A 25,637-nucleotide genomic window follows, 5' to 3' on the forward strand; every position below is an offset into this window, starting at 1 on the left:
CCTGAAGGGAGCGAGCGCCCTTGAGGGTTAGAAACTCATGTCCACCTTGGTCCAGAGCGTGCGCCCCGGTTCATTGATCGCTTGCGGGTCGTTGGCCGGGTAGCCGAACCCGGCGTTGCCCGCCAGGTTCAGGTGTTCGGCGTAAGCCTTGCCGAACAGGTTGTCGACGCCGGTACTGACCTTCCAGTGTTTGTTGATCCGGTAGGCACCGTTGAGCGAGAACACGCCGAAGCCTGAACTCTTGTCGTAATCCTTGCCGACCACGTTGCCCTTGTTCTGGTCGATACGGTTTTGCGCGGCGACCACCCTCCACAGTGCGCCGGCGCTCCAGTTGTCTTCGGTATAGGTCAGACCGAAGCGCGCATCCAGCGGCGGCATCTGCGGCAGAGCCTTGCCGTCGCTGCTGTTCTTGCCCCAGGCGTAGGCCAGGGTCGCATCGGCTTTCCAGTTGTCGGTGAGTTTGTAAGCGGCACCGAGTTCACCGCCCATGATCCGCGCGTCGATGTTCTCGGCGCGGGAAGTGCTCATGCCCATCATCCCCGGGGTGTAATCGAACAGGATGTAATCGCGCACCTGGCCGATGTAACCGGAGGCCCAGGCTTCGAGCTCGGCGCTCTTGTAGTTCACGCCGAAGTCGAGCTGAGTGGTCTTTTCCGGCTTGATCGAATCGAACGCATTGACCGAACCGGCCGGGCCGGACTTGGGCGAAAACAGCTCCCAGTAATCCGGAAAGCGCTGGGCGTGGCCGAGGCCGGCGTAGAGCGTGGTCGGGCTGTCGGCCAGGTCATGCTCGTAACGGATGAAACCGCTCGGCAGGGTGTCGGCGCGGGTATCGCCGGCAGTCGGGTTCGGGCGGGACATCATTCCCGAGCCGGTGGTCTGTCGGAAATCCCTGGCCGAGGCGCGGTCGACCCGGGCGCCGGTGATCAGGCGGTCGCGATCGGCGGCGTACCAGGTCATTTCGCTGAACACCCCGTAGTTATGGAAGTCGGCGTCCTTGGTGTACGGCTGATCCTTGTAGGTATCGATGCCCATGCCACTGCGCTGACGGTGTTCGTTGGTCTGCGCATCGAGCCCAGTGATCAGCTGGATATCGGCCCAGCGCCAGGTGGCCTTGATCCGCGCGCCGAGGGTGCGGCGGTCGACGTTGGACGCCATGGGCCCGGCCATCATCCCGGTGCCGGACGGCGTGCGCAGGGTGTAGTTGTCCATCACGTGGTCGGCGTAGTTGTAGTAGACCTGGGCTTCGAGCTTCTCCAGCACATCGGTGATGTTGGATTTCTCGACGCGCAGACCGAGGCTTTCGCGCAGGAATTGCGAACCGTCCATGCCGCGTCCGGCGTAGCGTGCTTCGCCATCGCCCTTGCCGGCGGTGAGTTCGATCAGGGTGTCGGCGTCCGGGGTCCAGCCCAGCGCCACGTCGCCGTTCCACTTGTCATAGCGCGAGGCAACGATGTCGTTGTTGCCGTCGCGGTAGTCGTCGGAATGCGCGGTGTTGCCGATCACCCGCACGTAGCCCAGCGATCCGCCGGCCGCCGCATCGACGACCTTGTCGAAGCGCCCGTGGGAGCCGGCCAGTACGCTGGCGTTCACCCGGGTGCCGAGCTCGCCGAAGCTTTCCGGCTCGCGGTCGAACAGGATCGTGCCGGCCGACGCGCCCGGTCCATAGAGCACGGTTTGCGGGCCTTTGATCACGGTGAGTTTGTCGTAGGTTTCGGGCGAAATGTACGAAGTCGGCGCGTCCATCCGGCCGGGGCAGGCGCCGAGCATCATGCTGCCGTTGGTGAGGATGTTCAGGCGCGAACCGAACATCCCGCGCAATACCGGATCACCGTTGGTGCCGCCGTTGCGCACCAGAGCGAAGCCGGGAATCGTTTTCAGGTAGTCACCGCCGTCGCTCGCCGGCACTGGCTGGCGCGGGTCTTTCGGGTTGGTGACGATGGTCAGCGGCGAACTCGGGGCGATGGCGGTGATCACCGTCGGGCTCAGCTCATCAGTGTGGCCGGCGTGTTCGTCGGCGTGGACCAGCGGGGACAGCAGGACGCCGCAAAGGACGGCGGTAGCGTGCCTGAAACGAACGCGGGATTCGTTCAGGGCAAAGGACGCCGGGGCAGAAGCCGGGCGTGGGACAGCAGAAAACCTGGACATGACAATTTCCATCAAACAGTCGTAAACGACACGGCCGGCAGCCTGAGGCTGTCTTCTCAACCGTGTGCAATCAGAGGTGGGTGTTTACGCTGCGACGGGCGGGGCGCGGGTGCGGGCGCCGGGGAAGAAAGTCTGCCGGGCATGGCCCAGACGCGGGGAGGGTGGGGTGAAGGTGTTGACGAGTGGAATGCTGAAAGTGGCGAAGCTGCCGCCGCCGGTCAGCGCCGGGCAGTTGAACAGCAGGCTGCAATAACCGCATTTTTCCCACAGCACATGGTGCGAGGATTGCGGCGGGCAGTGTTCGGCCGAGGGTTTTGCTTCATGCGCGGAATGATCCATGCCCGCCATGTCCATCGACATGTCCATGCTCATCGGCATGGAGGTCGAGGCGTGCTGATCCATCGGCATCGACTGGGAAATCAGCGGGCCGATGAAGATCATCAACATGGCGAACAGGGCGATCCAGCTGCCGCGGGTCAGGTGTTCAGTCTGACGGCGTTGCAGGGAGGGCCTGGCGCTCAGGGGGCGCATGGGCGGCGTCTGCCGGAACGGTTACTGGGCGTGCGCGTGGGCTTGCGTGGCTTGCGGCGGCTTCTTCTGCACCGCGACTTCGACGGTCACGTCACCGGCATTTTCGAAGTGCATCGTCAGGGGAAAGCGCTTGCCGTCGGTCAGCAGACTGCGGTCGGTCGGATTCATCAGCATCACGTGATAGGCCATCGGCGCGAAGGTCACGTTTCCACCGGCCGGGATGGCCACGTTCGGCACCTGTTGCATCTTCATCAGATCACCCTGCATCACATGCTCGTGCAGTTCGGCCGTCGGGGCGATGGGCGAGTCGACACTGAGCAGGCGGTCAGCGGTTTTGCCGCCGTTGTGGATGATGAAATACGCGGCAACGGTCGGCGCGTTCGGCGGCAGTTCCTGCGACCACGGGTGGGCGATTTCCAGCTCGCCGGCCTTGTATTCGTGGGCATGGACGAAGCACGCAGGCAGCAACAGCGCAGCGATGACGATGAATTTGTTCAACATGGCAGTTCTCCAGAACGATTTGAAACGCAGGTCAAATGCGGGAACAAATCAGACCAGAGGAGAGGCGCGGGGATTGAGGCTCGGCCATTGCTGGCGCGGTGTCGGAGTTTGCAGCACGGCGGGCGCCACGCTGCGATTGCTTTCGTATTGAGCGAAATACAGCTGCGGCGAATGCCCCGGCAACGCCACCACCGGCGCCGATCCGGAACAGCACCAGCAATGCTGCATGGTCGAATGATTGTCACCGCTCTGCGGCGCTTTCTGATCGAGGCTGCCGATGTCGATCGCCACCATCTTCGTCCCGCTGCCGGTGCAGAAACTGCTCCACAGCAACTGCTCGGCCGGCGTCTGCGCCGCCTGCGCCATCGCTCCCGTCAACGGCATGGCGAGCATGTTGAACAGCACTGCGAAGCAGGCGATCCAGGCAAATGCGAGCCGGTGTCGGTTCATGGGACAGATCCGTAGGGTGGGCGATCAGGCGCGGCTATTTAGCCTGATCAGGGCCGATAAGTAAAAAAGCGTCGTGCGGTTTGGTGTCGCAGAGGATTCAGCCTGCTACGGCATGTAACCGCAAACCCAGCGCCTTCATGACTTTCATGATAGTCGCGAATTCCGGATTTCCAGTGCTGCTCAGCGCTTTATAAAGGCTTTCGCGGCCCAGACCTGCATCTCGTGCAACCTGGGTCATGCCTTGGGCGCGGGCAATGTCATTAAGCGCTGCACGGATGAGAACGCCGTCGCCAGCATCTTCGTCAAAACAAGCGTCCAGGTAAGCCGCCATCTCCTCCGGCGTTTTAAGAAACTCTGCAGCGTCGAAGCGGGTGAATTTTTCGGTCATGACTTACTCCTCATTACCGATGCTTTGCGCCATCCGGATGGCGCTTTTGATATCTCGTTTTTGTGTCGACTTGTCGCCCCCCAGCAGTAGCAGATAAATCACGTTACCTTTACGTGTGAAGTACATCCTGTAGCCGGGGCCGTAATGAACACGCATTTCATAAACGGCACTGCCAACGAACTCGCAATCACCCATGTTTCCATGCTCTGCACCTCGAATCCTGGCGATGATGCGAGCTTTGCCGTTGGTGTCTTTCATCGAGTCGAGCCAATCGGCAAATGCAGGGGATCGTTCAAATTCGATCATGTCGAAATCGTATTCCTTGGGATACAGACTGACAAGCTGCATTTTTCTTGAACGCTGCAGTGCGCTTCAAGAATTTGCTCGCTGCAAATCTGTGGGGATTAAAGGAATCGAAATCTTGGCTTGAGGTGGCAAAAGCGAACAGTCAGCTGCTTCCTGAAAATTTGCCGGCCAAATCAAGGATTAGCTCGAAATCAGGAATAATCTGACGTAGAGAGGGCTTTCAGGACTTCAGACGTACTCATGAACTCCCGATCAATCCCCGCCAACACCGGCCGCTTCAACACCATCACCGGCACCCCAAGCTCCCGCGCCACGTCCAGTTTCGGCTCGGTTGCGGTGCTGCCGCTGTTCTTGCTGATCAGCACGTCGATCTGCCGGCGTTCGAACAGCGCCCGCTCATCCTCCAGCAGAAACGGTCCTCGGGCGCCGATGACTTCGCAGCGTTCGTTGCCGGGGTAGACGTCGAGGGCGCGCAGGGTCCAGAACTGGTGCGCAGGGATTTCGTCGAGGTGTTGCAGCGGTTCGCGGCCAAGGGTGAACAGTGGGCGGCGGAAGGGTTCGAGGGCGGTGATCAGTTCGGCCCAGTCGGCGACTTCGCGCCAGTCATCGCCCGGCTGTGGTTGCCACGCCGGGCGGCGCAGGGCCCAGCAGGGAATGCCGGTGAGTTGCGCAGCGGTGGCGGCGTTCTGGCTGATTTGCGCGGCGTAGGGATGGGTCGCGTCGAGCAAAAGTGTGATGCCTTCGTCGCGAATGAACTGCGCCAGACCTTCGGCGCCACCGTAGCCGCCGACGCGCACCTGACACGTCAGATCGGTCGGCACCCGGCCGACGCCGGCCAGGCTGTAAATGTGTTCCGGTCCCAAAGTGCGCGCGATGGCCAGCGCTTCAGTCACGCCGCCGAGCAACAGGATTCGCTTCATACAAAGGCTCCCGCATGGCCAACGATGCCGCCCTGACGATCAATCGCAAACACCTCGACCTGGACCTTCGCCGGCACCACGCTACGGGCGAATTCCAAAGCATGGCGACAGACCTCATCACCGAGGGCAACGCCCGCCGCACTGGCCATCGCCAACGCCTGCTGACTGGTGTTCGCCCCGCGAATGGCTTGCCGCAACGCATCGTCCGCACCAATCGCCGCCGCCCACTCGGCCAGTTGCGGCAGGTCGATGCTCGAATGGCGCGAGTGCAGATCCATGTGCCCGGCCGCCAGTTTGCTGACCTTGCCGAAGCCGCCGCACAGGCTGAGTTTATCCACAGGCACTTTGCGCAGGTGCTTGAGCACGGCGCCGACGAAGTCGCCCATTTCGATCAGGGCGATTTCCGGCAGGTTGTAGACCCGGCGCATGGTGTCCTCGCTGGCGTTGCCGGTGCAGGCGGCGATGTGCAGGTAGCCGTTGGTTTTCGCCACGTCGATGCCTTGATGGATCGAGGCGATGTACGCCGCGCAGGAAAACGGCCGGACGATGCCGCTGGTGCCGAGGATCGACAGGCCGCCGAGAATCCCCAGGCGCGGGTTCATGGTTTTCAGCGCCAGGGCTTCACCGCCCTCGACATTGACCGTCACCTCGAAGCCGCCGCGATAGCCGGTTTCCTCGGCGAGCAGCGTCAGGTGATCGCTGATCATCTTGCGCGGTACCGGATTGATCGCCGGTTCGCCGACGGCCAGCACCAACCCCGGGCGGGTGACGGTGCCGACGCCTTTGCCGGCAATGAAGCGGATTCCCGGCTCGGCCATCAGTTGCACCCGTGAATAGAGCAGAGCGCCGTGAGTCACGTCCGGGTCGTCGCCGGCATCCTTGATGGTTCCGGCTTCAGCGCCGTCATCAGTCAGTCGACAGAACTCCAGGCGCATCTGCACCTGCTTGCCTTTGGGCAAGACGATCTGCACGGCGTCCGCCACCACGCCGCCGAGCAGCAGACGGGCAGCGGCGAGGCTGGTGGCCGTGGCGCAGCTGCCGGTGGTCAGGCCGCTGCGCAGGGGCGCGGGTTGTTCGGCGGTTTCGTCACGCATCGAGGGGTTTGACCAGATCGAGCAGGGTGATCGGCAGAGCCTGGCGCCAGGTGTCGAACTCGCCCAGCGGCTGGGCTTGAGCGATGTGGATGCGGGTCAGCTCGCCGCCGTGGCGTTCGCGCCAGCTCATCAAGGTCATTTCGCTTTGCAGGGTCACGGCGTTGGCGACCAGTCGGCCGCCGGGTTTGAGTTGTTCCCAGCAGGTGTCGAGCACGCCTTCGCGGGTCACGCCGCCGCCGATGAAAATCGCGTCCGGACGTTCCAGCCCGGCGAGAGCTTGCGGGGCACTGCCGCGAATCAGTTGCAGGCCGGGCACGCCCAAGGCGTCACGGTTGTGTTCGATCAACTGTTGTCGGCCGTCATCGGCTTCGATAGCCAGAGCGCGGCAGCTCGGGTGAGCGCGCATCCACTCGATGCCGATCGAGCCGCTGCCGGCGCCGACGTCCCACAGCAATTCGCCCGGTGTCGGGGCGAGGCGGGCGAGGGTGATCGCGCGCACGTCGCGCTTGGTCAGTTGGCCGTCATGCTGGAAGGCCGAGTCCGGCAGACCGGCGAGACGCGACAGGCGCGGTGTCTGCGGATCGCCCAGGCATTCGATGGCGATCACGTTGAGGTCGGCAATGAGCGGATCGTTCCAGTCGTTGGCTGTGCCGTCGATCCGGCGCTCGGTGTCGCCGCCCAGATGTTCCAGAACACTCAGACGACTGGCGCCGAATCCGCGCTCACGCAGCAATTGCGCAACGGCGGACGGGCTCTGGCCGTCATTGCTCAGCAACAACAGGCGCACGCCGCTAAACAGTTGTGCGTTGAGGGCTGCAAGCGGGCGAGCCACCAGCGACAGCACGCTGACGTCCTGCAACGGCCAGCCCAGTCGGGCCGCCGCCAGCGAGCAGGACGACGGCGCCGGCAAAATCAGCATCTCGGCCCCCGGCACCTGCCGCGCCAGACTCGCGCCAACGCCGTAGAACATCGGATCACCGCTGGCCAGCACGCACACCGCTTCACCGCGACGCTCGAGCACCGGGGCCATGGAAAACGGGCTCGGCCACAACTGGCGTTCGCCACGGATGCACACTGGCAACAGATCCAGCTGACGCTGACCGCCGATGATCCGCGAGGCGCCCATCAAAGCGCGCCGGGCATTCTTGCCCAGGCCCTTGAAGCCGTCTTCGGCGATGCCTACAACCGTCAGCCAGGGGGTCATGCCATTCCTCATTACTTATCTATCGTCGGTGGGCGACATGATAACTCGACTTCCGCGAAATGACTGCTGCGCATTTGAATAGCCTGGAAGACATCTAATGTTTATGTTGTTTTTTCTCGGGTGGTTTCTTTGTTGATAAGTTTTGATTGTAGTTGGCAATGAATTTGTCAGGGGTGATTTGTTGTTTTGAGCAGTAAATTTTATAAGGGAATTGATAATCTATGGAAATGTTTGAGAATAATGTGCTGCCTCAAGTCGCCGAAAGCGCTGAAGAAAGCAGCTCGATTGTGGCGGGTAATGGCTTGCTCACTTTTTTTTCCGGGGTGAGCCGTGAAGATGAACGGTTTATCAAAGACAGCATGCGCTGGGCAGAGCATCAAGCCGACCAACGCGTGAATAGAGGACAGGCTCCGGGTTTCTGGTTCGAGTATTACTCTGCATCGCTTCAACATCTTGGCTGGGAGCTGGGTGATCCAGTGCGGGTTACCGGCCGGGAGTTTGAAGGCGACTTTCTGGATGCCTGGTCAATGTCGATGGCGAGACTGCTGAGTAGTGGAAGGCGACAGCAGATGAAAAAAACCTTTCAATTGCTGGAACACAATCCGGCGGGCTTTGATTTGTTTGCGGAAAGTGTCCGGGAATGGAATGACTTTGTATTTTCACCGGCCTATTACAATTATTATAAACATCTTGAAATAGTAATAAGTCACGTCGGCTTGCTCAACTCGCAGTGGGCGAAGAAGTATTTGTTCTGGGATGTCGAATATTCCAGGTCGCAGCTGGAAATCTATGCGCGGCGTTTCATGAATACGCCGAAAAACATGAACGCTCGGCGAGCAGAACTGGCAGAGCTGGTCCGCGATATGCGTCGTAATGAGTTTGCTCTGAATCAGTAAATTTGGTTTCTTGTTTGTATTGAAATAACTTGAATTCAGTGAAAGTTGCTAGTTGATTGAGTGAAAGTTAATTTGAGTGTGCGCCATGGAGGCGTTTTGATTTTTAAAGGAATGTACGAAATGAATGAAGTAATTGCTAAAAACAATGAAGTGGCTGATGAAGTCCTGTCTGCAGCTCAACGTATTGCTTTTATCGAGGAGTGTAACCAACTCATCGCGGCGCAGCCCGTCCCTCGCTCTGCGAAGTTGTCGCTGAATGCCAGTTTGCCAATCGACAAGGATGAACTTAACGCAGCCATTATGGGCACAGGCATTGCCGGTTTTGATGAAAGTATGTCGAAACGCAGCAAACGCATTGTGAAGAATACTTATATGTACGCCGATCTGGTTGCTTTGCTCAAATACCCTGCCGCCAGTCAGAAAGAGCAGCGTTACAACGAATTCATGCGACTGATGAAACTGGCGGGCTGGTTCGCGTTCAGTCAGCCTTACAATCGTTACCAGGCCACCTCCCAGAAACTGACCATGGACAACATTGCGCTGAACATCATCCACACCGCGGTGTCGGCGGTGGGGGGCACGGGTGCAGCAGCCTTGAAGGTGCTCAAGGACGTGGCGGATGCCACCATGGACGCGCTGAAAGATGTCCCTGAAGCGCTGGTTCTTTTTGAGCGCAACGCCAAAAAAGCCGAGGGCGGTAACTTCTGTATGTCGAGTGCCCTGGAGGACAAGGACGGCACCATTACGATGGCCATCGCTGCCGTTCAGTACTTCGCTGCGGCGCAACCGACCAAGGTGCTGTTTGTCGAGTGGACTACATCCAGCGTCAGTATCTACAACGGTTCGGCCACCATGTCCATGGACGAAGAAGACTACTTGATGGTCGAGCCATTGATCGTCAAGGCACTGACCGAACAGCGCGAAAAAGCGCTCAGCTATGAGTTTGGCAAGGCCTGATATTCATTGAAGCCAGAGGCACGGGCCTCTGGCTTTTTTATAAGGAGTTCTCGATGAATACAGGTATCGGTTTTAAAACCTTCATATGTGCCGGTACGGTGGTTCTGGTCGCGGATGAGTTGCTGGAATCGGATAGGTGCGACGGTCTGGATGCGCTGCTTTATGCTCAGTTGGTCGCCTCTCACAAATGTCCTGATTTTGCTCAGGTCGATCCATGGAATCAGGCCAATAAGGTCGCTCTGAGAGTCACCGGTGCAATGTTGCTGGATAACCCGCAAGCCAGTCTGCCTGTACCGATGCCGGGCAGTTTTTCTCTCGTCGAATGGGCTCGGCGGACTTTTCAACAATGGGTCCCTGCTGCGACCGGTGAAGTCGTGGATCTCAGCCTGGATTCGCTGTCGAGCAAGGCAGCCCCGACACTGGCAATGGAAGTTTTGCTCGAGAACGCCCTGTATAAAGACAGGTGGGTCCGGTTCGGTTTCAGTCTTCTGTCTCGGGGCCTCGGGGTGTCGACGGTGTTCATCGCGTTCGAAGTTGATGAAGTCATTGAAGGCAATCTTTTGCTCCATCGATTCAGTACCGCAAACGTGCGCGGTAACTTATCAATCGATGGTTACAGGGCGCTGATCGACCCCGAAGATTACGTCTTTTCCCGGGACAAAGTGATTGCGTTATTGGGCGACCGGCGCCAGGAGCAGATCATCGCGCTGGCCTGAGAACGGACGGTAAGCTCCAGCTGCCGGGAAAGATGATGCGACACGATCGGCTGTCCGACGGCAGACTTTTCATGCAGTCAGGCAAAGCAGGCATAATGGCGACCTTTCGCCCACCACAGCACTGCCTGCCAGCCGGTCATCCTTTGAACGAACGTCCGATGTCCAACGCCATACGCCCCTCGGCCTGTCCGGGGTTGCTGCGTATCGTCCAGGCGCTGGATGGAGGGATCTGCCGGATCAAGCTCGATGGCGGTTCGATCACGGCCGATCAGGCCGATGCGGTGGCCAATGCCGCCGAGCGGTTTGCCGGCGGGGCGATCGAGGCGACCAACCGGGGCAATCTGCAGATTCGCGGGATCGGCGAGCAGTCCGCCGCGCTGATCGACAGCCTGTTGGCCGCCGGTCTCGGGCCGCGAACCGCAGCGGGTGACGATGTGCGCAACCTGATGCTCAGCCCCTCCGCCGGCATCGACCGGCGGATGCGCTTCGATACTCGTCCACTGGCCGGGCAGATCCTCGAAACCCTGCAAAGTCATCCGCGCTTCCACGAGCTGAGCGCCAAGTTCGCCGTGCAACTGGATGGCGGTGAAGCGCTGGCGATGCTCGAACATCCCCATGACCTGTGGTTGTCGGCATTCGAAGAGTGCGGCGACACGCTGTTGGCGTTCAGCCTGGCGGGTTGCCCGACGGATCGACCGCTGGCTGCCGTGGCGCTTGCGGACGGACATGCGCTGGTGGTCGCGGTGCTGGAGTTGTTCCTCGATCTGGCCCGTCCGGAGCAGGCGCGAATGCGCCATCTGCTGGATGAATGCCCGACGCCGGTGTTTCTGGAAAAACTCGCTCAGCGGATCAACCTGAAGTCAGCCGCTGATTGGCAGCGCGAAGCCGGACCGGAGGGTTTGCACATCGGCATCCATCCTCAGCAATCGGCCGGTCAGGTCTATGTCGGTGCCGCCCCGGCGCTTGGCCGCCTCGATCCGGACATGCTGCGTGGCGCCGCACAATTGGCCAGAACCTTCGGTGACGGCAGCCTGCGTTTCACCCCTTGGCAGAGTCTGTTGCTGCCCAATGTGCGGGAAACCGATGCGGTTCAAGTGCTCGACGAATTGAGCAAGCTGAACCTGCTGACCCGCTTCGAAGATCCCTTGGCGCACCTGATCGCCTGTACCGGCGCCAACGGCTGCGGCAAAGGCCTGGCCGACACCAAACACGATGCCCGCCTGCTGGCTACGCTGTTGCCACACGCCGTGGATGTGCACCTGTCCGGCTGCCCGCGTTCCTGCGCGGCCGCACATCGGGCTGCGGTGACGCTGCTGGCGGTCGGCCCCGGTCACTACGATCTCTATTTTCGCGATGCAGCCCTGCCGGGATTCGGCGCGCTGCACGCTCACAACCTTACTATCGAAGCGGCGGCGAAATTGCTCGCCGCCCGCTCACGGAGCCCCCTTGATGCTTGATTACATCCGCGACGGTCAGGAGATCTATCGCAACTCCTTCGCGATCATTCGCAGCGAGGCCAACCTGGCTCGCATCCCGGCCGACCTGGAAAAACTCGCCGTGCGGGTGATCCACGCCTGCGGCATGGTCGAGGCCATTAACGGGCTGCAATTCTCCGAGGGCGCGGGCAAGGCCGGGCGCGATGCGCTGGCCGCCGGCGCGCCGATCCTGTGCGATGCGCGGATGGTTTCCGAGGGCGTGACCCGTGCGCGCCTGCCGGCCAACAACCAAGTGATCTGCACCCTGCGCGATGACAGCGTGCCGGATCTGGCGCGCGAGCTGGGCAACACTCGCTCGGCAGCGGCGCTGGAACTGTGGCGCCCGCATCTGGAAGGCAGCGTGGTGGTGATCGGCAACGCGCCGACCGCGCTGTTCTATCTGCTGGAAATGCTCGACGCCGGTGCCCCGAAACCGGCGCTGATCCTCGGCTTCCCGGTGGGCTTTGTCGGCGCTGCCGAATCCAAGGCCGAGCTGGCCGCCAACAGCCGTGGCGTGCCGTTCGTGATCATGCAGGGCCGCCTCGGCGGCAGCGCCATGGCCGCCGCCGCGGTCAATGCCCTCGCCACGGAGATCGAATGATGCAGGCTCAAGGACGTTTGATTGGCCTGGGCGTCGGCCCCGGTGATCCGGAACTGATTACCGTCAAGGCCCTGCGCCTGCTGCGCGAATCGCCGGTGGTGGCGTACTTCGTGGCCAAGGGCAAGAAGGGCAACGCGTTCGGCATCATCGAAGCGCACCTGCAGGACGCGCAGAATCTGCTGCCGCTGGTGTACCCGGTGACCACCGAAGTGCTGCCGGCGCCGCTGTCCTACGAGCAAGTGATCAGCGATTTCTACGATGACGCGGCAGAAGAAGTCGCCGCGCATCTGGATGCCGGTCGCGACGTGGCGGTGATCTGCGAAGGTGACCCGTTCTTCTACGGCTCCTACATGTACCTGCACGATCGCCTCGCCAGCCGTTACGAAGCCGAAGTGGTGCCGGGCGTCTGCTCGATGCTCGGCGGCGCGTCGGTGCTGGGCGCGCCGCTGGTGTATCGCAATCAGAGCCTGTCGGTGCTGTCCGGCGTGCTGCCTCACGATGAACTCAAGCGCCGTCTGGCCGATGCCGACGCGGCGGTGATCATGAAGCTGGGGCGCAACTTTCCGAAAGTGCGCGACGTGTTGGCAGAGCTGGGCCTGGCTGAGCGTGCGCTGTACGTCGAGCGCGCGACCATGGCCAACCAGAAGATCGTACCGCTGGATGAGGTCGAGCCGATGTCGTCGCCGTACTTCTCGCTGATCATTGTTCCCGGCGAACGGTGGCAAGGCTGATGACTCACTCCACACCGGCCATCGTCATCCTCGGCCAGGGCGCGCTGGCCACGGCCCGTCGCCTTAAGCAGGTCTATCCGGCGTCGCAGATTCACGGGCTCAACGGGCGAGTCGAAGGGGCTGATCTGACTTACAGCGACTTCGGCGCGACCCTGCGCGAGCTGTATCAACAGGACACGCCGATCATTGCCTTGTGCGCGGCCGGCATTGTCATCCGCACCCTGGCGCCGCTGCTGCTGGAGAAAGGCGTCGAGCCAGCGGTGCTCGCCGTGGCTGAAGACGGCAGCGCCGTGGTGCCATTGCTCGGTGGCCTCGGCGGGGTGAACGTCATGGCCCGCGAGATCGCGGCTGCGCTTGAAGTGGCAGCGGCGATCACCACCAGTGGCGAATTGCGTTTCGGCACCTGCCTGCTCAACCCGCCCGGCGGTTATGCCCTCGGCGATCTGGAGCAGGGCAAACGCTTCGTGTCCGATCTGCTCGCCGGCCACAGCGTGCGCATCGACGGTGCTGCGCCTTGGCTTGCGCAGGCGCAACTGCCGGAGGATCCACAGGCGCAGCGTTCGATTCATGTGGGCAGCGATGCCCGCGCGGCGAGCGCCAGTGAGTTGCTGATTTATCCGCGCAGCGTGGCGGTGGCGGTCGGTGCCGATGTGGCCGACCTGCCTGATGCAATTCGCGATGCGTTGCAGCAGGCCGGTGTGGCGATTCAATCGCTGACCTGTCTGGTGGCGGCGGATACTCAGATGGCCAGTCCGGTATTGCGTGAAGCAGCGCTTGAACTGGCAGTGCCGCTGCGCTTTGTCGCGCCGGCGAATGACATCGGTGAGCTGGCTCGCGATGCAGTCTCCGCCGCTCGAATCATCACAACATCCCGCGACATTGCCATCGCCGTGGCCGAACAGCCGCTGGATGTTTCACAGGTCGGCCGTCCACGCGGTCGCCTGGCCGTCATCGGCCTCGGCCCAGGTGCGGCAGAGCTGATGGTGCCGGCGGTGAAAGCCGAACTGGCTCGGGCCACCGACGTGCTGGGTTACGAAACCTACGTGCGCATGGCCGGCCCGTTCCGCGACGATCAGGTGCAGCATTGCACCGACAACCGCGAAGAAATGCAGCGTGCCCGTCACGCCTTCAGGCTGGCGGCTCAGGGCCGTTCGGTGATCGTCGTTTCGTCCGGCGATCCGGGCGTGTTCGCCATGGCGGCGGCAGTGCTCGAAGCGTTGCACGAGTCGACGGACCCGGCGTGGCACAGCGTCGATCTGGAAATCCTGCCGGGTGTTTCGGCGTCGCTCGCCACCGCCGCTCAGGCCGGTGCGCCGCTGGGCCACGACTTCTGCGTGATGTCGCTGTCGGACAACCTCAAGCCGTGGTCGATCATCGAAAAACGTCTGGATCTGGCCGCCGAGGCGGATCTGGCATTGGCCTTCTACAACCCGATCTCCCGTGCCCGTCCGTGGCAACTGGGGCGAGCGCTGGAAATCGTCGCGCAACACCGCACGCCGCAAACGCCGGTGGTGTTGGGCCGCGATATCGGCCGTCCCGGACAGGCGTTACGCACCACCACGTTGGGCGCATTGACTCCGGATCAGGTCGACATGCGCACCATGGTCCTGATCGGTTCGTCCACTACGTGCACCTTCCCTCGCCCGGAAGGCGGGGAGTGGGTGTATACACCGAGGTGGTACGGGGACAAGCCCGTAGCCTGATACCGTTATATTAGTTTTCGATAAAACCCAAAAAGGCCGCGAATTCGCAATTCGCGGCCTTTTTGGTTTGTGCGCTTTCTGAAGTTTGTATTTGTTTCAATAGCGTTTGTTTGAATGGTCTAGTGTTGTTGGATGTTTCGTTGGACATTGTTTGAATGGCTTTGTGTTTGTCTTTGGGTATTGTTTTGCACTAGTTTCGGTTATGTGAAGTTTGTTCGGGTTTTAGTGTTTGCTTGTTGCAAGTTGTTTGCTCTCGCGGCGTCGGCGCGCGCGTGTAATTTATTATGTCGAGGAAATGTTTCAATGCAGGAAGCTAAAGTTCATGGCGGGTATGTAAAGTTTGTCAATCTGTTCAAATTGTCTGATCTTGAACAAGCGCTGTTACCCTACAAGAATACCGTTCGTTATGACGAGGTGATCCGTTACTACTTTGCCTGTGTCGGTTTGCTCGACTCGCCACGGCTCTTGCAACCCCTCGCGCTGTTAAAGCGGGCGCTTGGAGAGTTCGACGGGCATCGGGTGCGACGTGAAGTTGAAAAAGCACCTGCGCCGAGCCCGAAGACGGAAACAGCGCCCGATCTTTCAGAAATCAGCGCCAGGGTCAGCGACTTCGAGTCGCGGCTGAACTACAGCGTTGAACTGATGAAGACACCTGCTACGCAGGTGCCGAAGATCCTGCACTTCGTCTGGCTGGGTGGCGGAGTCGGTGACATCCAGCGCGATTACATCAATGTCTGGAAACAGGTATTGGCCGGTCAGGGTTATCAGATCAACGTCTGGTATGACAGTGATGCGTTGCTGGCCTGGCAGGCCAATCGCTTGATGGTCGAGGCGGCCAAGGCGGACGCCATGGAGCACGGGGGCGTCGACAGCCTCTCCGACAAGGTTTTGGGCGAGATGTATGTCGCCCGCGCTATCGCTTTGAAGCAACAGATGAGCGAACACATTGATGCGGCGGTTGCGAGGGGCGAATCCGCCGATGAAGCAAGATTGCAGTTGTTGAGCCGTGCTTATGGGCAGAACGTTCAGGATTTAAGGGCGTTGAAAGCAAAGAACCGTGAAAGTATCGATGCGCTGGTCGGAGGTAATATTCGAGTGCGCGATCTGGCGGGTTCGGAAATACCTTTGAAGTTGCGGGATGTTTACCAGCGGGAAATGCGCATGCGGGGCAACCTGGCGGCTGCGTCGGATATCGTAAGAGCAGAGGTCTTGCACTTCGAAGGTGGCAGCTACAGCGATGTTGATAATTTGCCGCCGTTGCTGAAGGAAATTGCAGGTATCGATATCAGCGACTTTGGTGCTGATGCGCGCCTCGGTGTCTTGCAGTTGATGCTGGATCAGAATCCCGACTGGATGCCCGGTCGACAGGCGCTACGGGGGCGGTACAGAGACAAGCTGCTGCAAATACCCGAAGAGCATCGCCCGGTGCTGCAGGCGTTTGCCAAAAGCCGGCCGCTTTTGACTCAGGTGTTTCAGCCTCCGCAGGATCTGCTTGTCCGACCGTATGCGCTGCGCGCAGTGGCAATGGAAAACACGATCAGCAATGCCTACATGATGGCTCATGCCGGTTCGGCGGTACTTGAGTCCGTGCTCAAGCGCTTCAGGTTCAACTACGAACTGCTCGATGACACCACCCGGTTGGCGATTGAAAGAGGTATCAGACTTCAAGAGCATGAAGCGATGAGTCCGCTGGCCAACGAAGTACTGGAACGATCTTACGGGCCTTTGGTTGAGTTGCCGGGAATGGAGTCCCTTTTTGCGGCTTATCTGGCGGATGCCGTTGCCGGATACCACAACGAAGGTATCCGTCCGGGAAACGAGGGGACGATCTATTTGACCGGACCCGCCGGAATCAAGGATGGCACCAGCGATTTCGAAAAGACATTTTTAACGCCCGAAGGGGCGCAGGCGTCACGGCGGGAAATGGCCATCGCACCTCTGCAGACGGTCAATCAGGTCACTGAAGAGGAGCTGGATCACTCCTGGAAAGAAAACGAAACCGATACCCGAAAGTGGCTCGATACTGAACAGCAAAGCTGGCGCGACGGCCGATACAAAACCCGCTACGCCGGGAATGTCGCCGAATTGCTCAAGCAGACCACCGTCGAATTCGAACTCGGCTGGCCACTGGTCGAAGGACGTCATGTCCTGAATACCGAGCTGTTGCAGCGTATGGCTGATCACCTCGGGGAACCGTTTACCAAGGCGATGATGAGCGGCCACGATGGGCCGGTCGTGTTCGCCGACCGATTGCCGCTGAGCTTCGATGATCGTCAGGCCATACGTCATCAGGACACTCGCCTGCGGCCACCGGCATTCCCGAAAAGTCCGATTGCCCAGAGTATCGCGCTGGATGAGCTGCTGATCGGGCTGGGTACCCGTTCCTGGCAACTCGCGCAGCTCAACCCGCTGCAGCGTTTGACGATCGGCGCGTTGCTGGGCGCCGATTCACTGGATGCCCAGCGATTTTCCGCATTGAACGGTGCGCTGGACAATCTGATCAACAGCGTCAGTGAGCGCGGTACGTCCGGGCGTTACGCGCTAATTGAACAGCAGCTCTATCAGCACCGGGCACCTGCGTTCATGGCAGGCATGGCCAGTGTGGGTGATGAATTGCCCGCACATTCGGTCAACGCACTCAGCCTGAAAAAGAACGCGCTGGCCAACGCTGCGACGCTGTTTGACTGGGGGCGCCGGGTAGCGCAGATCCAGCGGCTGGCCACTCAAGAGCATCGCGATCAAATCCAGGAGCGGGCGGAGCAGGTGCTCAATCAGTTCGCGGCCGGCACCGTCAAACTGGTGCCTCAGGATTTGTTGATGCACGGGCTGGGTGATACCGCGGCCGGACGTTGTTTTCCGCTGGCGCTGGCGATGAGTGCCGCCCTCACTGAGGGCGAGGGGGCCACCCGACAGTTGCGCGAGCGATTCTATCTGGCGGTACTTGAGCCGGAGCATTCGGACTCGAAGGCGTTTCTGGCCGCGCTGGAGGAAATGCGTGGTGTGAACGCCGCAGAGGTGGGCACGGCGCTGGGGCGGGTCGATCTGGACAACATGGTCGCGACTCTCGAGGCGTCCGCAGGGCCTCGAACCCTGATGCTCAACTCGGACAACCACTCGATGCTGGTGGCCCGGACCGTAAACGGGAGTACGGCCGTTTACCACTTTTACGATCCGAACTTCGGCCTGTTCGAATTCGACAGCCCGGCGACCTTCCGGATGGCCCTGAAGCAATTTTTCAAGAACACGCATATCGCCCGTCATTATGCCGTGTACGGCAAACCCGGCCGTCCGCAGTTCGATCTGATCGATGTGCAAGGCGAAAAGGTTGCCGCCCTGAACCTGTCGAACGGCATCAAGGTAAGTCAGTTGCTCAGGGATGAACCGCTGCCGGACAAACCGTTCAGGTCCGTTCGCCAAAGGGTGAACAGCGCTCACGGTCGATCGCTCATGGACAATTCGCGCCTGGGCAGTGCGTTGCTGTCTTCAGAAAATGACTGGTGGGCCGAGCAGATTGCCGACGTCACTGCACGCTTGCAGGAGGGCCATGAGTCGGTCACTCCACTGGTGCCGTTGTTCGACTCGCTGGAGGTGACCCCTGAAGGCGGTTACCGGGTACACATGCTCGACCCGCAAAGTGGCGAGACGGTCGCCGTGGTCACCAGCCGGGATGATCGCCTGCTGCGGATCAGGAATTACCTGACGGATCTGTTTTCGACGCTGGGGCACAAACCTGCGACCGGCGCGGTGGTGGATCCGACAGAGGCGGCGGCCGTGCACACGCTCAATGCCGGTTTTGCGGTACAGGCGCTGATGAATGCATTGCGCGGGCGCGAGGGCGAAGATCGCACTGTGAGCACCGCGGTGCAGTGGCATGCCTACGTCAACTACGCACAACTGGTGCATGGCAATGTGGTCGATGCGGCGGGGCTGATCGGCCTGGTGCAAGCCGCATTGCGTGATGAAAAACTGATCGCCCGCACCACTGCGAAGGTGGTCGGCGAAGCGCTTGAGCCGTTGACCGGCAGAACCCTCGGCGCGGTGGCCGGGCATGTGGCCAACGAGGGTGTCGGCGCGGTGCTGGGTCTGGCGAATGTCGGCTTCGATATCTATCAGTTGGCGAATGCCCGCAACGATGTCGAGACCGCCACCTATGCCACCCAACTGACCTTCGACGCCAGCAGTCTGGCCCTGACCGGTGCGGGACTTGGCGCAGCGGCCGCTGGCGCGGGTACGGCGGCTGCGGTGCTGGGAGGCGCCGGGGTGATTCTTGGAGGGCTGGCCGTCGGCGTGACTGCGCTGGCGCAGAACTTCGCGACCATCGCTGAAGAAGCGAAGGCGGTCGGACTGTTTTTCGCGGAGCTGGAGCAGGCACATCACGGCGCCGGATTTCACTACAGCGACGAGCAAGGTGCCTGGTTGCCGCGACCGTCGCTGATCATCAACGGACTGGATCTGAGCGCCGGCAAACTGCTGCTCGACAGTTCCCGGCTGTATCCGCTGCGTGATCATTTCGGTGTGCCGGACTTCGAGGTCGATTACCCGCGAGCCATCCACCTCAGTAAAGAGCTAGGCTACCCCGCCGAAATGACGTTCGCACCATCGGCCGAGCAGGCCATTGTCCTGCCCTGCACGCCGCTCACTTGCTACGGCTACGAGTACCAGATCCTGCCGTTTTCATCGCAACGCCACGACAAGGGTTTCGACATCGCGCGGCGTCTGGAGAAGAAAAAAGCCGACGGCCAATGGCTGTTCCTGTTTTCGTTCTACTCTTTCCCCAGCCATTACATTGTTCATCGGATGTACCCCGATTATCGCCCGACCGAGATCAGCATCACGCTCGATGCACAGGCGCGCAAACTGGTTGTGCCGGTGATTCCCAAGCCCTGGCACGAGCAGATCAGTTATCGGATTCAGGGTGGGGGAGGCGCTTGCACGCTGGTGCTCAATCCAGGTGTCAACGTCGAACTGGTGTCCGTGGGGGCGCAAAAGAACCGCTGGACCATCGTCGCACCCTGGGCCCGAGAGTCGGAGATCGTGTTCAGCCAGGACGGGCAGTTCAGTGTCAAAGGCTGCCAGTTCAAGGTGACGGCGAACAGTGCGCCGGAGATCTCCCTGCTGATCGAAAATGGCCGGCTCTTCAGGATCGCCGACGGCAAACGGCACGAGCTGGAGCTGCTGCAGGAACAGGCGCCCAAAGGGCTGGATGACCAGACCCTGCAGGATCATCTGCAAGCGCTGGCACGGGCGCATCGACTGGCGCTGCGCTATACGCCGATCCACAACTACCGGGTTCCTTTTGAAAACCCCAAGGCGCCGCGTTACACCAACGGCTGGTACGACGCCATGGAGGATCGGGTCCTCTATATCCGCAATGATGAAGTGTTCGACGATGAGGGATTGTTCTCGGTGGTCACCGGCGGCTCGGCGTTTTTCCATGATCAGAGTGGCTACGATATCTGCCAGGTCGATGCCGACACCGGGCTGCTGAGCCATCGTTATCGATTGATCTTCCGACACGAGGGCGCGAGCTCGATTCGCAGTGTTGAAGCCGATGGCCAGGGTGTCATCCATGTGGTGCAGGAATATACGTATGAAGACGGCACGTTTGAGCGCCTCAACTACCTGATACACCAAGGTGAGCTGTGGTTGAGCTCCGTCACTCGCGGGCTTGAACCGACTTACGCAGCGCTGTTCGATGACAGCAAAAGCCTGGCAGATTGGGCTCCGGTGCTGGGTGATCGGGCGAAGCGCATGCCGGTTCATGCGGACAAAGACTTTGCCACGGTCGACTGGCAGTTCGCGCCTTATGTTTCGGTCTGCTGGATGATCGAAGAGAACGAGCGGGACATGGCCTGGGTCCGTACCCGTGACAACCTGATCGTGCGCCCGGTACCGCGACGTCACCATGCGCGCGCCTGGCCCGATTCGATCCAGAACCTGAACGAGCTGATGCTGCTGACGCCGGCCGATGACGGCGACGTGTTTGTCATTTACGACCGACCGTTCCAGAGCCTGTGCCGGGTGCAGCGCACTGTGGCGCAGGAGCAGAATCAATGGTCGCACCGCTGGGTGCAACCCGAGCGCCTGAAGCAGGTGACGGCTGAGCACAATGGCTATCAGGCCCGCACCGAGGACGGGTTGTCATTCGGGATCGGCGCTGATGGTGAGCTGCATTTTGCCGGCCTGGCAGAACCCTGGCTCAAGGGACGCAAGCAATGGTGGCTGGCGCTCGAAGCGATCGCCCGGCAATACGCCGTCGAGCAATTCCCTATTGTCGGCATTGCCAATGCTGCCGGGGATGCGCGCTTGCACGCCTGGTACGTGGACAACCGCTTGTTGTTGTGTGAAGCGCAGCAAACGCAGCTCCGGTTGCTGGGCATGACACCGGACAATCTGTCGGCATGGCTGTTCGAGCCCGAGAGTGGTGAGGTCTGGCGCCAGACGTTTATCGATCCGCAACATCTGCAGTCGGCGTTCGGAGAGGGCACGCAGTTGTTGCAGACCCGGATGCTGACCAGGCCAGAACGACTCTGGACGGCGTGGCGCTTTGCCGATGTGCGGGTCCACGGTGCGGGTCTCGTGGGCACGACGCGCGAAGGTGTGGTGCTGCAACTGGAGCATCAGGAGCCACCGCAGATCATCGGTGTGCAACAGAATTGGCTGGCGGCCCATGGCGAACATCTGATCAGCGACTTGCAGGCCTTGCTGGCGAACGAAGCGCATCGTCCGTTCATTTCGATCGCCGCACAGGACGCCAGTGTGCAGTGGTACATCGCTGACAGCGCGCGGCTGGTTCAGATCCCCGCTGCCGACCTGCCTGAGGATTACCAGCTGCTCGGAACCCGGCGGCATGCCGATGTCTTGCTGCATGATCCGCAGGATCGAGTTGTGCAGGGTTATCCGAGCCTGCGCCAGATCAAGCCGCTGGATTACGTCCAACGCACGGGTGACGTGCTGGTGCTCGAAGGACGGGTGGATGCCTACGATCTTCTGCCGGTGATCCCGGACGATGTGCGCACGCTCGTTTTGCGGGTAGGGCGCGGTGCGATGAAGTGGCACCTGTCGGAGGCGCTCATGCGCAAGCTCGACTCGCTGGTGGTGGACTGTCGTTATCCGCTGGGGGCCCGCCCGCTGGTCATGAGCCGTTTGATCCTGACGCTGACTGTCCCTCAGAAGCTGGAGGTGGCGATGGTCGAGGATCATCTGGTACTGATCGACCCCGACAGTGAGCACTGCGTTCTGGTGCGCAATGCGGATGCGTCAGATCCCTCGCAGCGGGGTGATGCGATGCTTGAGATCAATGGCCTGCGTCCGTGCCAGGTGTCGACGCTGGTGCGCTGGTTGAAGGCGCGCAAGGAAGGCGCCGAGGGCGTGACGCTGAAAGCGTTGATCGATCAGGCGGATGCGAAGAAAGCCGTCGAGTCGGCGGGTTGACGGTCCGCGGTTACTGACGAAAAAAGACCGCCGACGTTACCGTCGGCGGTCTTTTCGTTTCAGGGTTCAAGGCACCAGATAGCCTTTGACCCCGGTAAAGATGATCTGCGCCGCCAGTGCACACACGAACAACCCCATCAGGCGGCTGACGATCTGCAAACCCTGATCGCCGAGAATGCGTTCGATGCGGTTCGACAAGTAAAGCACCACACCCACCGTGAAGCTGGCGAGGGCGATACTCATGATCGCAAACAGTTTGTCATCCCAGTGCGGCTGGCTGACGCCCATCACCAGCAGTGCCCCGATGGTGCCGGGGCCGACAGTCAGCGGAATGGTCAGCGGAACGATCGTCACATCCTGCTGCACGTTGTCGGTCTGCACGGCCGACTTGCCCTGCGCCATGCCCAGCGCCGAGATGAACAGCACGCTGCCGGCACCGATGCGGAATGCATCCACCGTGATGCCGAACACATCGAAAATCACCCGCCCGAACAGATACAGCAACACGCTCGAGACCAGGGTGGCGACTGCCACTTTCCAGGCCAGGCGGCGTTGTTCCTTGCGCGAGTAACCGCGGGTCAGGCTGATGAAGCAGGATAACACGAAGAACGGGCTGTAGAGCACCAGCATCTTCAGGTAAACACTGAATAACACGTGGAGCATGGCGCGGGCTCGCTGGCGGGGAAAGTCGGGGGAGTCTAACAGGCGCTATCGTGTCTGTCGGCTCACGACGGTTGCGTCGTCGCGCGGTTCTGTTGATCACGCTGGGCCACCCAGTGCTCGATCAGCTCACGCAGTTGCGACAGCTCCACCGGTTTGGCCATGTGCCCGTCCATTCCGGCCTGGCGCGCGCGTTCCTTGTGCTCGGCGAGGATGTGCGCGGTCAGCGCCACGATCGGCGTGCGGATGCGCTGATTGCCGACTTCCCACGCCCGCAGTTGCTGGGTGGCGGAGAAGCCGTCGAGGATCGGCATTTCGCAGTCCATCAGCACCAGGTCGTAACGCTGGGCTTTCATCGCCTGCAAGGCTTCTTCGCCATTGCTGGCGGTGTCTGGCTGCAGGTTGAGTTTGCCGAGCATGCCCCGGATCACCTTGGTCGAAATGGTGTTGTCTTCGGCCACCAGAATGCGGAAATCGCTCGGCACCTTGACCGGCGCAGCGGGGCTCGCGACCTGTGGCTGGAACACCACCTGACCACGGTTGCGCTGGTTGAGTTCGTCGGCGAGCGTGGTCTTGAGGGTGTAGCCGGCCACCGGTTTGGCCAGGATGCGTTTGATCCCCGAGTTGCGCGCGATGATCTTGCTCGGCGCATTGCTGATGCCGGTGAGCATGATCAGCAGGATGTCGTGGTTCAGGCTCGGGTCTTCCTTGATCTTGGCGGCCAGTTGCATGCCGGTCATGCCGGGCATGTTCTGGTCGAGCAGGACCACGTCGAAGTAATCACGCAAATGCGCCTTGGTGCGCAGCAGGGCCAGCGCTTCCTTACCCGACGGCACGGCGCTGACGTTCAGGCCCCAGGCGCTGCATTGCTGCACCAGCACCTTGCGGCAGGTGTCGTTGTCGTCGACCACCAGCACGCGTGCGCCTTGCAGCGGGCTGTCGAGGTCCGAGGTCGGATGCTCCAGACGATCAGGGTCCAGCGGCAGGGTCAGCCACAGCGTACTGCCTTGGCTGGCGCCGCTCTTGATGCCGAACTCGCCCTGCATCAGACGGATCAATTGGCGGGCGATCACCAGACCGAGGTTGCCGCCCAGGCGGTTGGCCGACAGGAAGTGCTTGCTGTGCAACTCGGCGTGCATCAGCGCGTCGCGTTCTTCCTGATCCATCGGCTGGCCGCTGTCCTGCACGGCAATGCGCAGGCGTGGCCCGGCGCTGCGTTCGTCGAGGGCGACGACTACCAGCACTTCACCTTCTTCGGTTTTCTTCAGGGCGTTTTCCAGCAGGCTCAGCAACGTCTGGCGCAGGCGTGTCGGGTCGCCGCTGATGACCCGTGGCACTTGCGGCTGGATGAAGCTGATCAGCTCGACGTTCTGCTGTTCGGCCTTGGCGCGGTAGATGCTCAGGCAATCGTCGATCAGCGCGTTGAGGTCGAACTGCACGTCGTCCAGTTCGATCTGCCCGGACTCGAGCCGCGAGATGTCGAGGATCTCGTTGATCAGGGTCAGCAGTTCGTTGCCGGCACTGTGGATGGTTTGCACGTAATCGCGTTGCTTGACCGACAACGGTGTGCCGAGCAGCAGTTCGGTCATGCCCAGTACGCCGTTCATGGGCGTGCGGATCTCGTGGCTGATCTTGGCCAGGAACTCGGCCTTGGCGTTGATCTCGGCGTTGCTCGCCGCGAGGTCGCGGCTGATGCTGAAACGGCTTTCGGTGATGCTGCGCTGGCGCTCGCCGAGGGCGATGCTCATCAGCAGGCCACTGATACAGATGAAACCCATCAGGGTCATGATCAGGCCTTGCGGCGCGACCAGGGTCAGCCCCAGCAGGGCCGGGAGGATGATCAGCGTGCCGATGTTGAACACCACCATCGCGGCGACGAACAAGCGGGCAGGGCGGTAGCCTTTCTGCCAGTGATAGAACGCCACCAGCAACATGCTCAGCCCGGCCAGGGCCACCAGCGCGTAGGTGATGATGTTCAGCGGCAGGGTGTTGACGAACAACAGCAGCAGGCTGCAGATCACGATGAACAGGATGTCGCCGATCAGCAGCTTGTTCAGCGGATGCGGGCCGAGCGGCGCGAAGAAGCGGTAGGCGAACATCAGGCCCGCCGGAGCGGTCAGCAGCAGGGCCAGATAGGCGCCAGGAGTCTGGATCGCGTGCCAGTTCGGCAGCCACGGACCGGCGAGGTTGAGCAACAGCAACAGGCTCAGGCTCAACAGGCCTTCACACACCGCGAGCCACAGGCTGCTGCGCGAGCGGGTGTAGGCGTAACGGATCAGGTTGTGCAGGATCAGCATCGCCAGACAGCCGAACAGCAGGCCATAGATCAGCGTCTGGTTGTGATTGGCCGCGGCCATCACAGCCGATTGCAGGGTGATGTACGGGCGCAACTGGTGATCGGAGACCAGTCGCAGGTAAACGTCGAGGGGTTTGTCGCTTTGCGGCAGCGGCAGCATGAAGTCGCTGCTCGGCAGCGGTCGTTCCACCTGGGGCTGGGTGGTGCCGGTGTCGCGTTGTTCGATCAGGCGATCGCCGTCGAGGACATACAGATTGAGGTGCGACAGGTCGGGGGCGAAGATCCGCAGCACTTGTTCGTGCTTGCCGGGCGCCAGCCTGAAGCGCAGCCACAAGGCACCATCGGGTTCGGCCGCGGTCAGGCGGTCAAGCTCGATAGGGCTGAATTGATTGGTGTAGCGGGCGGAGCGGATGTCGCTCAACTGGAGGTTGCCCTGATCGTCAAGCAATACCGACCAGCCACTGCCTTGCGCGGCCTGGGCCGGGAGCATGCAGAGCAAGGTCAACAGCGTGACGGTGAAGCCTATGGCAATCCTGAGCCAGCGCACGGCGAAATCCCTTCGTAGGTTGATGCCAGAATATAACGATGCGCAGCGTCGGAACAGTCCGGCAAGGGCGATGAGCCCC

The 25,637-nt window shown here is 61.1% G+C and carries 19 protein-coding genes; 8 read left to right on the plus strand and 11 right to left on the minus strand.

What is annotated here, in order from left to right:
• Positions 1-27: 27 nt before the first annotated feature.
• The 9 genes from ABTV87_RS03050 to cbiE form a co-directional block, all read right to left on the minus strand.
• Complete coding sequence (locus ABTV87_RS03050) at positions 28-2,148, minus strand: TonB-dependent copper receptor (RefSeq protein WP_433898965.1); 2,121 nt, start codon at positions 2,146-2,148, stop codon at positions 28-30.
• Positions 2,149-2,232: 84 nt separating this feature from the next.
• Complete coding sequence (locus ABTV87_RS03055) at positions 2,233-2,679, minus strand: DUF2946 domain-containing protein (RefSeq protein WP_221534699.1); 447 nt, start codon at positions 2,677-2,679, stop codon at positions 2,233-2,235.
• Positions 2,680-2,700: 21 nt separating this feature from the next.
• The gene (locus ABTV87_RS03060; protein ID WP_433898966.1) at positions 2,701-3,180 is read right to left on the minus strand and encodes a copper chaperone PCu(A)C; all 480 of its coding nucleotides are present in this window, start codon (positions 3,178-3,180) and stop codon (positions 2,701-2,703) included.
• Between the two features lie 48 nt (positions 3,181-3,228).
• Positions 3,229-3,630, minus strand: coding sequence for a DUF2946 domain-containing protein (locus ABTV87_RS03065; protein WP_085609232.1), 402 nt, complete (start codon positions 3,628-3,630; stop codon positions 3,229-3,231).
• 97 nt (positions 3,631-3,727) lie between these two features.
• On the minus strand, positions 3,728-4,018 hold the full coding sequence (locus ABTV87_RS03070; RefSeq protein ID WP_085609233.1) for an addiction module antidote protein: 291 nt from the start codon (positions 4,016-4,018) through the stop codon (positions 3,728-3,730).
• A 3-nt stretch (positions 4,019-4,021) separates the two neighbouring features.
• The gene (locus tag ABTV87_RS03075; protein WP_085609241.1) at positions 4,022-4,324 is read right to left on the minus strand and encodes a type II toxin-antitoxin system RelE/ParE family toxin; all 303 of its coding nucleotides are present in this window, start codon (positions 4,322-4,324) and stop codon (positions 4,022-4,024) included.
• 191 nt (positions 4,325-4,515) lie between these two features.
• Entirely contained in the window at positions 4,516-5,244 is a 729-nt protein-coding gene (locus ABTV87_RS03080) for a cobalt-precorrin-6A reductase (protein WP_433898967.1), read from the minus strand.
• Complete coding sequence (locus tag ABTV87_RS03085) at positions 5,241-6,338, minus strand: cobalt-precorrin-5B (C(1))-methyltransferase (RefSeq protein ID WP_433898968.1); 1,098 nt, start codon at positions 6,336-6,338, stop codon at positions 5,241-5,243. Before ABTV87_RS03085 ends, ABTV87_RS03080 begins: the two co-directional genes overlap by 4 nt.
• The gene (cbiE, locus tag ABTV87_RS03090; RefSeq protein WP_433898969.1) at positions 6,331-7,542 is read right to left on the minus strand and encodes a precorrin-6y C5,15-methyltransferase (decarboxylating) subunit CbiE; all 1,212 of its coding nucleotides are present in this window, start codon (positions 7,540-7,542) and stop codon (positions 6,331-6,333) included. Before cbiE ends, ABTV87_RS03085 begins: the two co-directional genes overlap by 8 nt.
• 221 nt (positions 7,543-7,763) lie before the next feature.
• Here cbiE and ABTV87_RS03095 point away from each other — a divergent pair, with 221 nt between their 5' ends.
• From ABTV87_RS03095 to ABTV87_RS03130, 8 genes are all read left to right on the plus strand, one after another.
• Positions 7,764-8,438 (plus strand): hypothetical protein, encoded by a 675-nt coding sequence (locus ABTV87_RS03095; protein WP_433898970.1) that lies wholly within the window; start codon positions 7,764-7,766, stop codon positions 8,436-8,438.
• 120 nt (positions 8,439-8,558) lie between these two features.
• Positions 8,559-9,395 carry a hypothetical protein gene (locus ABTV87_RS03100; protein WP_433898971.1) on the plus strand — a complete coding sequence of 279 codons (837 nt, stop codon included), beginning with the start codon at positions 8,559-8,561 and terminating at the stop codon, positions 9,393-9,395.
• 53 nt (positions 9,396-9,448) lie between these two features.
• A complete protein-coding gene (locus ABTV87_RS03105) occupies positions 9,449-10,111 on the plus strand; it encodes a hypothetical protein (RefSeq protein ID WP_433898972.1) in 663 nt (220 codons plus the stop codon).
• A gap of 158 nt (positions 10,112-10,269) precedes the next feature.
• Complete coding sequence (gene cobG / locus ABTV87_RS03110) at positions 10,270-11,568, plus strand: precorrin-3B synthase (protein ID WP_433898973.1); 1,299 nt, start codon at positions 10,270-10,272, stop codon at positions 11,566-11,568.
• Positions 11,561-12,187 carry a precorrin-8X methylmutase gene (locus tag ABTV87_RS03115; protein WP_433898974.1) on the plus strand — a complete coding sequence of 209 codons (627 nt, stop codon included), beginning with the start codon at positions 11,561-11,563 and terminating at the stop codon, positions 12,185-12,187. The genes cobG and ABTV87_RS03115 overlap by 8 nt, the downstream gene beginning before the upstream one ends.
• The gene (locus ABTV87_RS03120) at positions 12,184-12,918 is read left to right on the plus strand and encodes a precorrin-2 C(20)-methyltransferase (protein ID WP_007951035.1); all 735 of its coding nucleotides are present in this window, start codon (positions 12,184-12,186) and stop codon (positions 12,916-12,918) included. The genes ABTV87_RS03115 and ABTV87_RS03120 overlap by 4 nt, the downstream gene beginning before the upstream one ends.
• Entirely contained in the window at positions 12,918-14,621 is a 1,704-nt protein-coding gene (gene cobJ / locus ABTV87_RS03125; RefSeq protein ID WP_433898975.1) for a precorrin-3B C(17)-methyltransferase, read from the plus strand. Before ABTV87_RS03120 ends, cobJ begins: the two co-directional genes overlap by 1 nt.
• Positions 14,622-14,924: 303 nt before the next feature.
• Positions 14,925-22,055, plus strand: a complete 7,131-nt coding sequence (locus tag ABTV87_RS03130) for a TcdA/TcdB pore-forming domain-containing protein (protein ID WP_433898976.1) — start codon at positions 14,925-14,927, stop codon at positions 22,053-22,055.
• A gap of 66 nt (positions 22,056-22,121) precedes the next feature.
• On the opposite strand, the gene ABTV87_RS03135 is transcribed toward ABTV87_RS03130, so the two are convergent.
• Together ABTV87_RS03135 and ABTV87_RS03140 are read right to left on the minus strand one after the other, a co-directional pair.
• Positions 22,122-22,718 carry a MarC family protein gene (locus ABTV87_RS03135; protein WP_007951032.1) on the minus strand — a complete coding sequence of 199 codons (597 nt, stop codon included), beginning with the start codon at positions 22,716-22,718 and terminating at the stop codon, positions 22,122-22,124.
• Between the two features lie 62 nt (positions 22,719-22,780).
• On the minus strand, positions 22,781-25,558 hold the full coding sequence (locus ABTV87_RS03140) for a hybrid sensor histidine kinase/response regulator (RefSeq protein WP_007951031.1): 2,778 nt from the start codon (positions 25,556-25,558) through the stop codon (positions 22,781-22,783).
• Positions 25,559-25,637 lie beyond the last annotated feature (79 nt).

Source organism: Pseudomonas sp. PSE1(2024), from assembly GCF_050990555.1.
Taxonomy (GTDB): Bacteria; Pseudomonadota; Gammaproteobacteria; order Pseudomonadales; family Pseudomonadaceae; genus Aquipseudomonas; species Aquipseudomonas aphyarum.

Excerpts from the sequence above, each read along its gene's own strand:
- ABTV87_RS03050 (WP_433898965.1), bottom strand. The coding sequence starts at position 2,148 with ATGTCCAGGTTTTCTGCTGTCCCACGCCCGGCTTCTGCCCCGGCGTCC.
- ABTV87_RS03055 (WP_221534699.1), bottom strand. The coding sequence starts at position 2,679 with ATGCGCCCCCTGAGCGCCAGGCCCTCCCTGCAACGCCGTCAGACTGAA.
- ABTV87_RS03060 (WP_433898966.1), bottom strand. The coding sequence starts at position 3,180 with ATGTTGAACAAATTCATCGTCATCGCTGCGCTGTTGCTGCCTGCGTGC.
- ABTV87_RS03065 (WP_085609232.1), bottom strand. The coding sequence starts at position 3,630 with ATGAACCGACACCGGCTCGCATTTGCCTGGATCGCCTGCTTCGCAGTG.
- ABTV87_RS03070 (WP_085609233.1), bottom strand. The coding sequence starts at position 4,018 with ATGACCGAAAAATTCACCCGCTTCGACGCTGCAGAGTTTCTTAAAACG.
- ABTV87_RS03075 (WP_085609241.1), bottom strand. The coding sequence starts at position 4,324 with ATGATCGAATTTGAACGATCCCCTGCATTTGCCGATTGGCTCGACTCG.
- ABTV87_RS03080 (WP_433898967.1), bottom strand. The coding sequence starts at position 5,244 with ATGAAGCGAATCCTGTTGCTCGGCGGCGTGACTGAAGCGCTGGCCATC.
- ABTV87_RS03085 (WP_433898968.1), bottom strand. The coding sequence starts at position 6,338 with ATGCGTGACGAAACCGCCGAACAACCCGCGCCCCTGCGCAGCGGCCTG.
- cbiE (WP_433898969.1), bottom strand. The coding sequence starts at position 7,542 with ATGACCCCCTGGCTGACGGTTGTAGGCATCGCCGAAGACGGCTTCAAG.
- ABTV87_RS03095 (WP_433898970.1), top strand. The coding sequence starts at position 7,764 with ATGGAAATGTTTGAGAATAATGTGCTGCCTCAAGTCGCCGAAAGCGCT.
- ABTV87_RS03100 (WP_433898971.1), top strand. The coding sequence starts at position 8,559 with ATGAATGAAGTAATTGCTAAAAACAATGAAGTGGCTGATGAAGTCCTG.
- ABTV87_RS03105 (WP_433898972.1), top strand. The coding sequence starts at position 9,449 with ATGAATACAGGTATCGGTTTTAAAACCTTCATATGTGCCGGTACGGTG.
- cobG (WP_433898973.1), top strand. The coding sequence starts at position 10,270 with ATGTCCAACGCCATACGCCCCTCGGCCTGTCCGGGGTTGCTGCGTATC.
- ABTV87_RS03115 (WP_433898974.1), top strand. The coding sequence starts at position 11,561 with ATGCTTGATTACATCCGCGACGGTCAGGAGATCTATCGCAACTCCTTC.
- ABTV87_RS03120 (WP_007951035.1), top strand. The coding sequence starts at position 12,184 with ATGATGCAGGCTCAAGGACGTTTGATTGGCCTGGGCGTCGGCCCCGGT.
- cobJ (WP_433898975.1), top strand. The coding sequence starts at position 12,918 with ATGACTCACTCCACACCGGCCATCGTCATCCTCGGCCAGGGCGCGCTG.
- ABTV87_RS03130 (WP_433898976.1), top strand. The coding sequence starts at position 14,925 with ATGCAGGAAGCTAAAGTTCATGGCGGGTATGTAAAGTTTGTCAATCTG.
- ABTV87_RS03135 (WP_007951032.1), bottom strand. The coding sequence starts at position 22,718 with ATGCTCCACGTGTTATTCAGTGTTTACCTGAAGATGCTGGTGCTCTAC.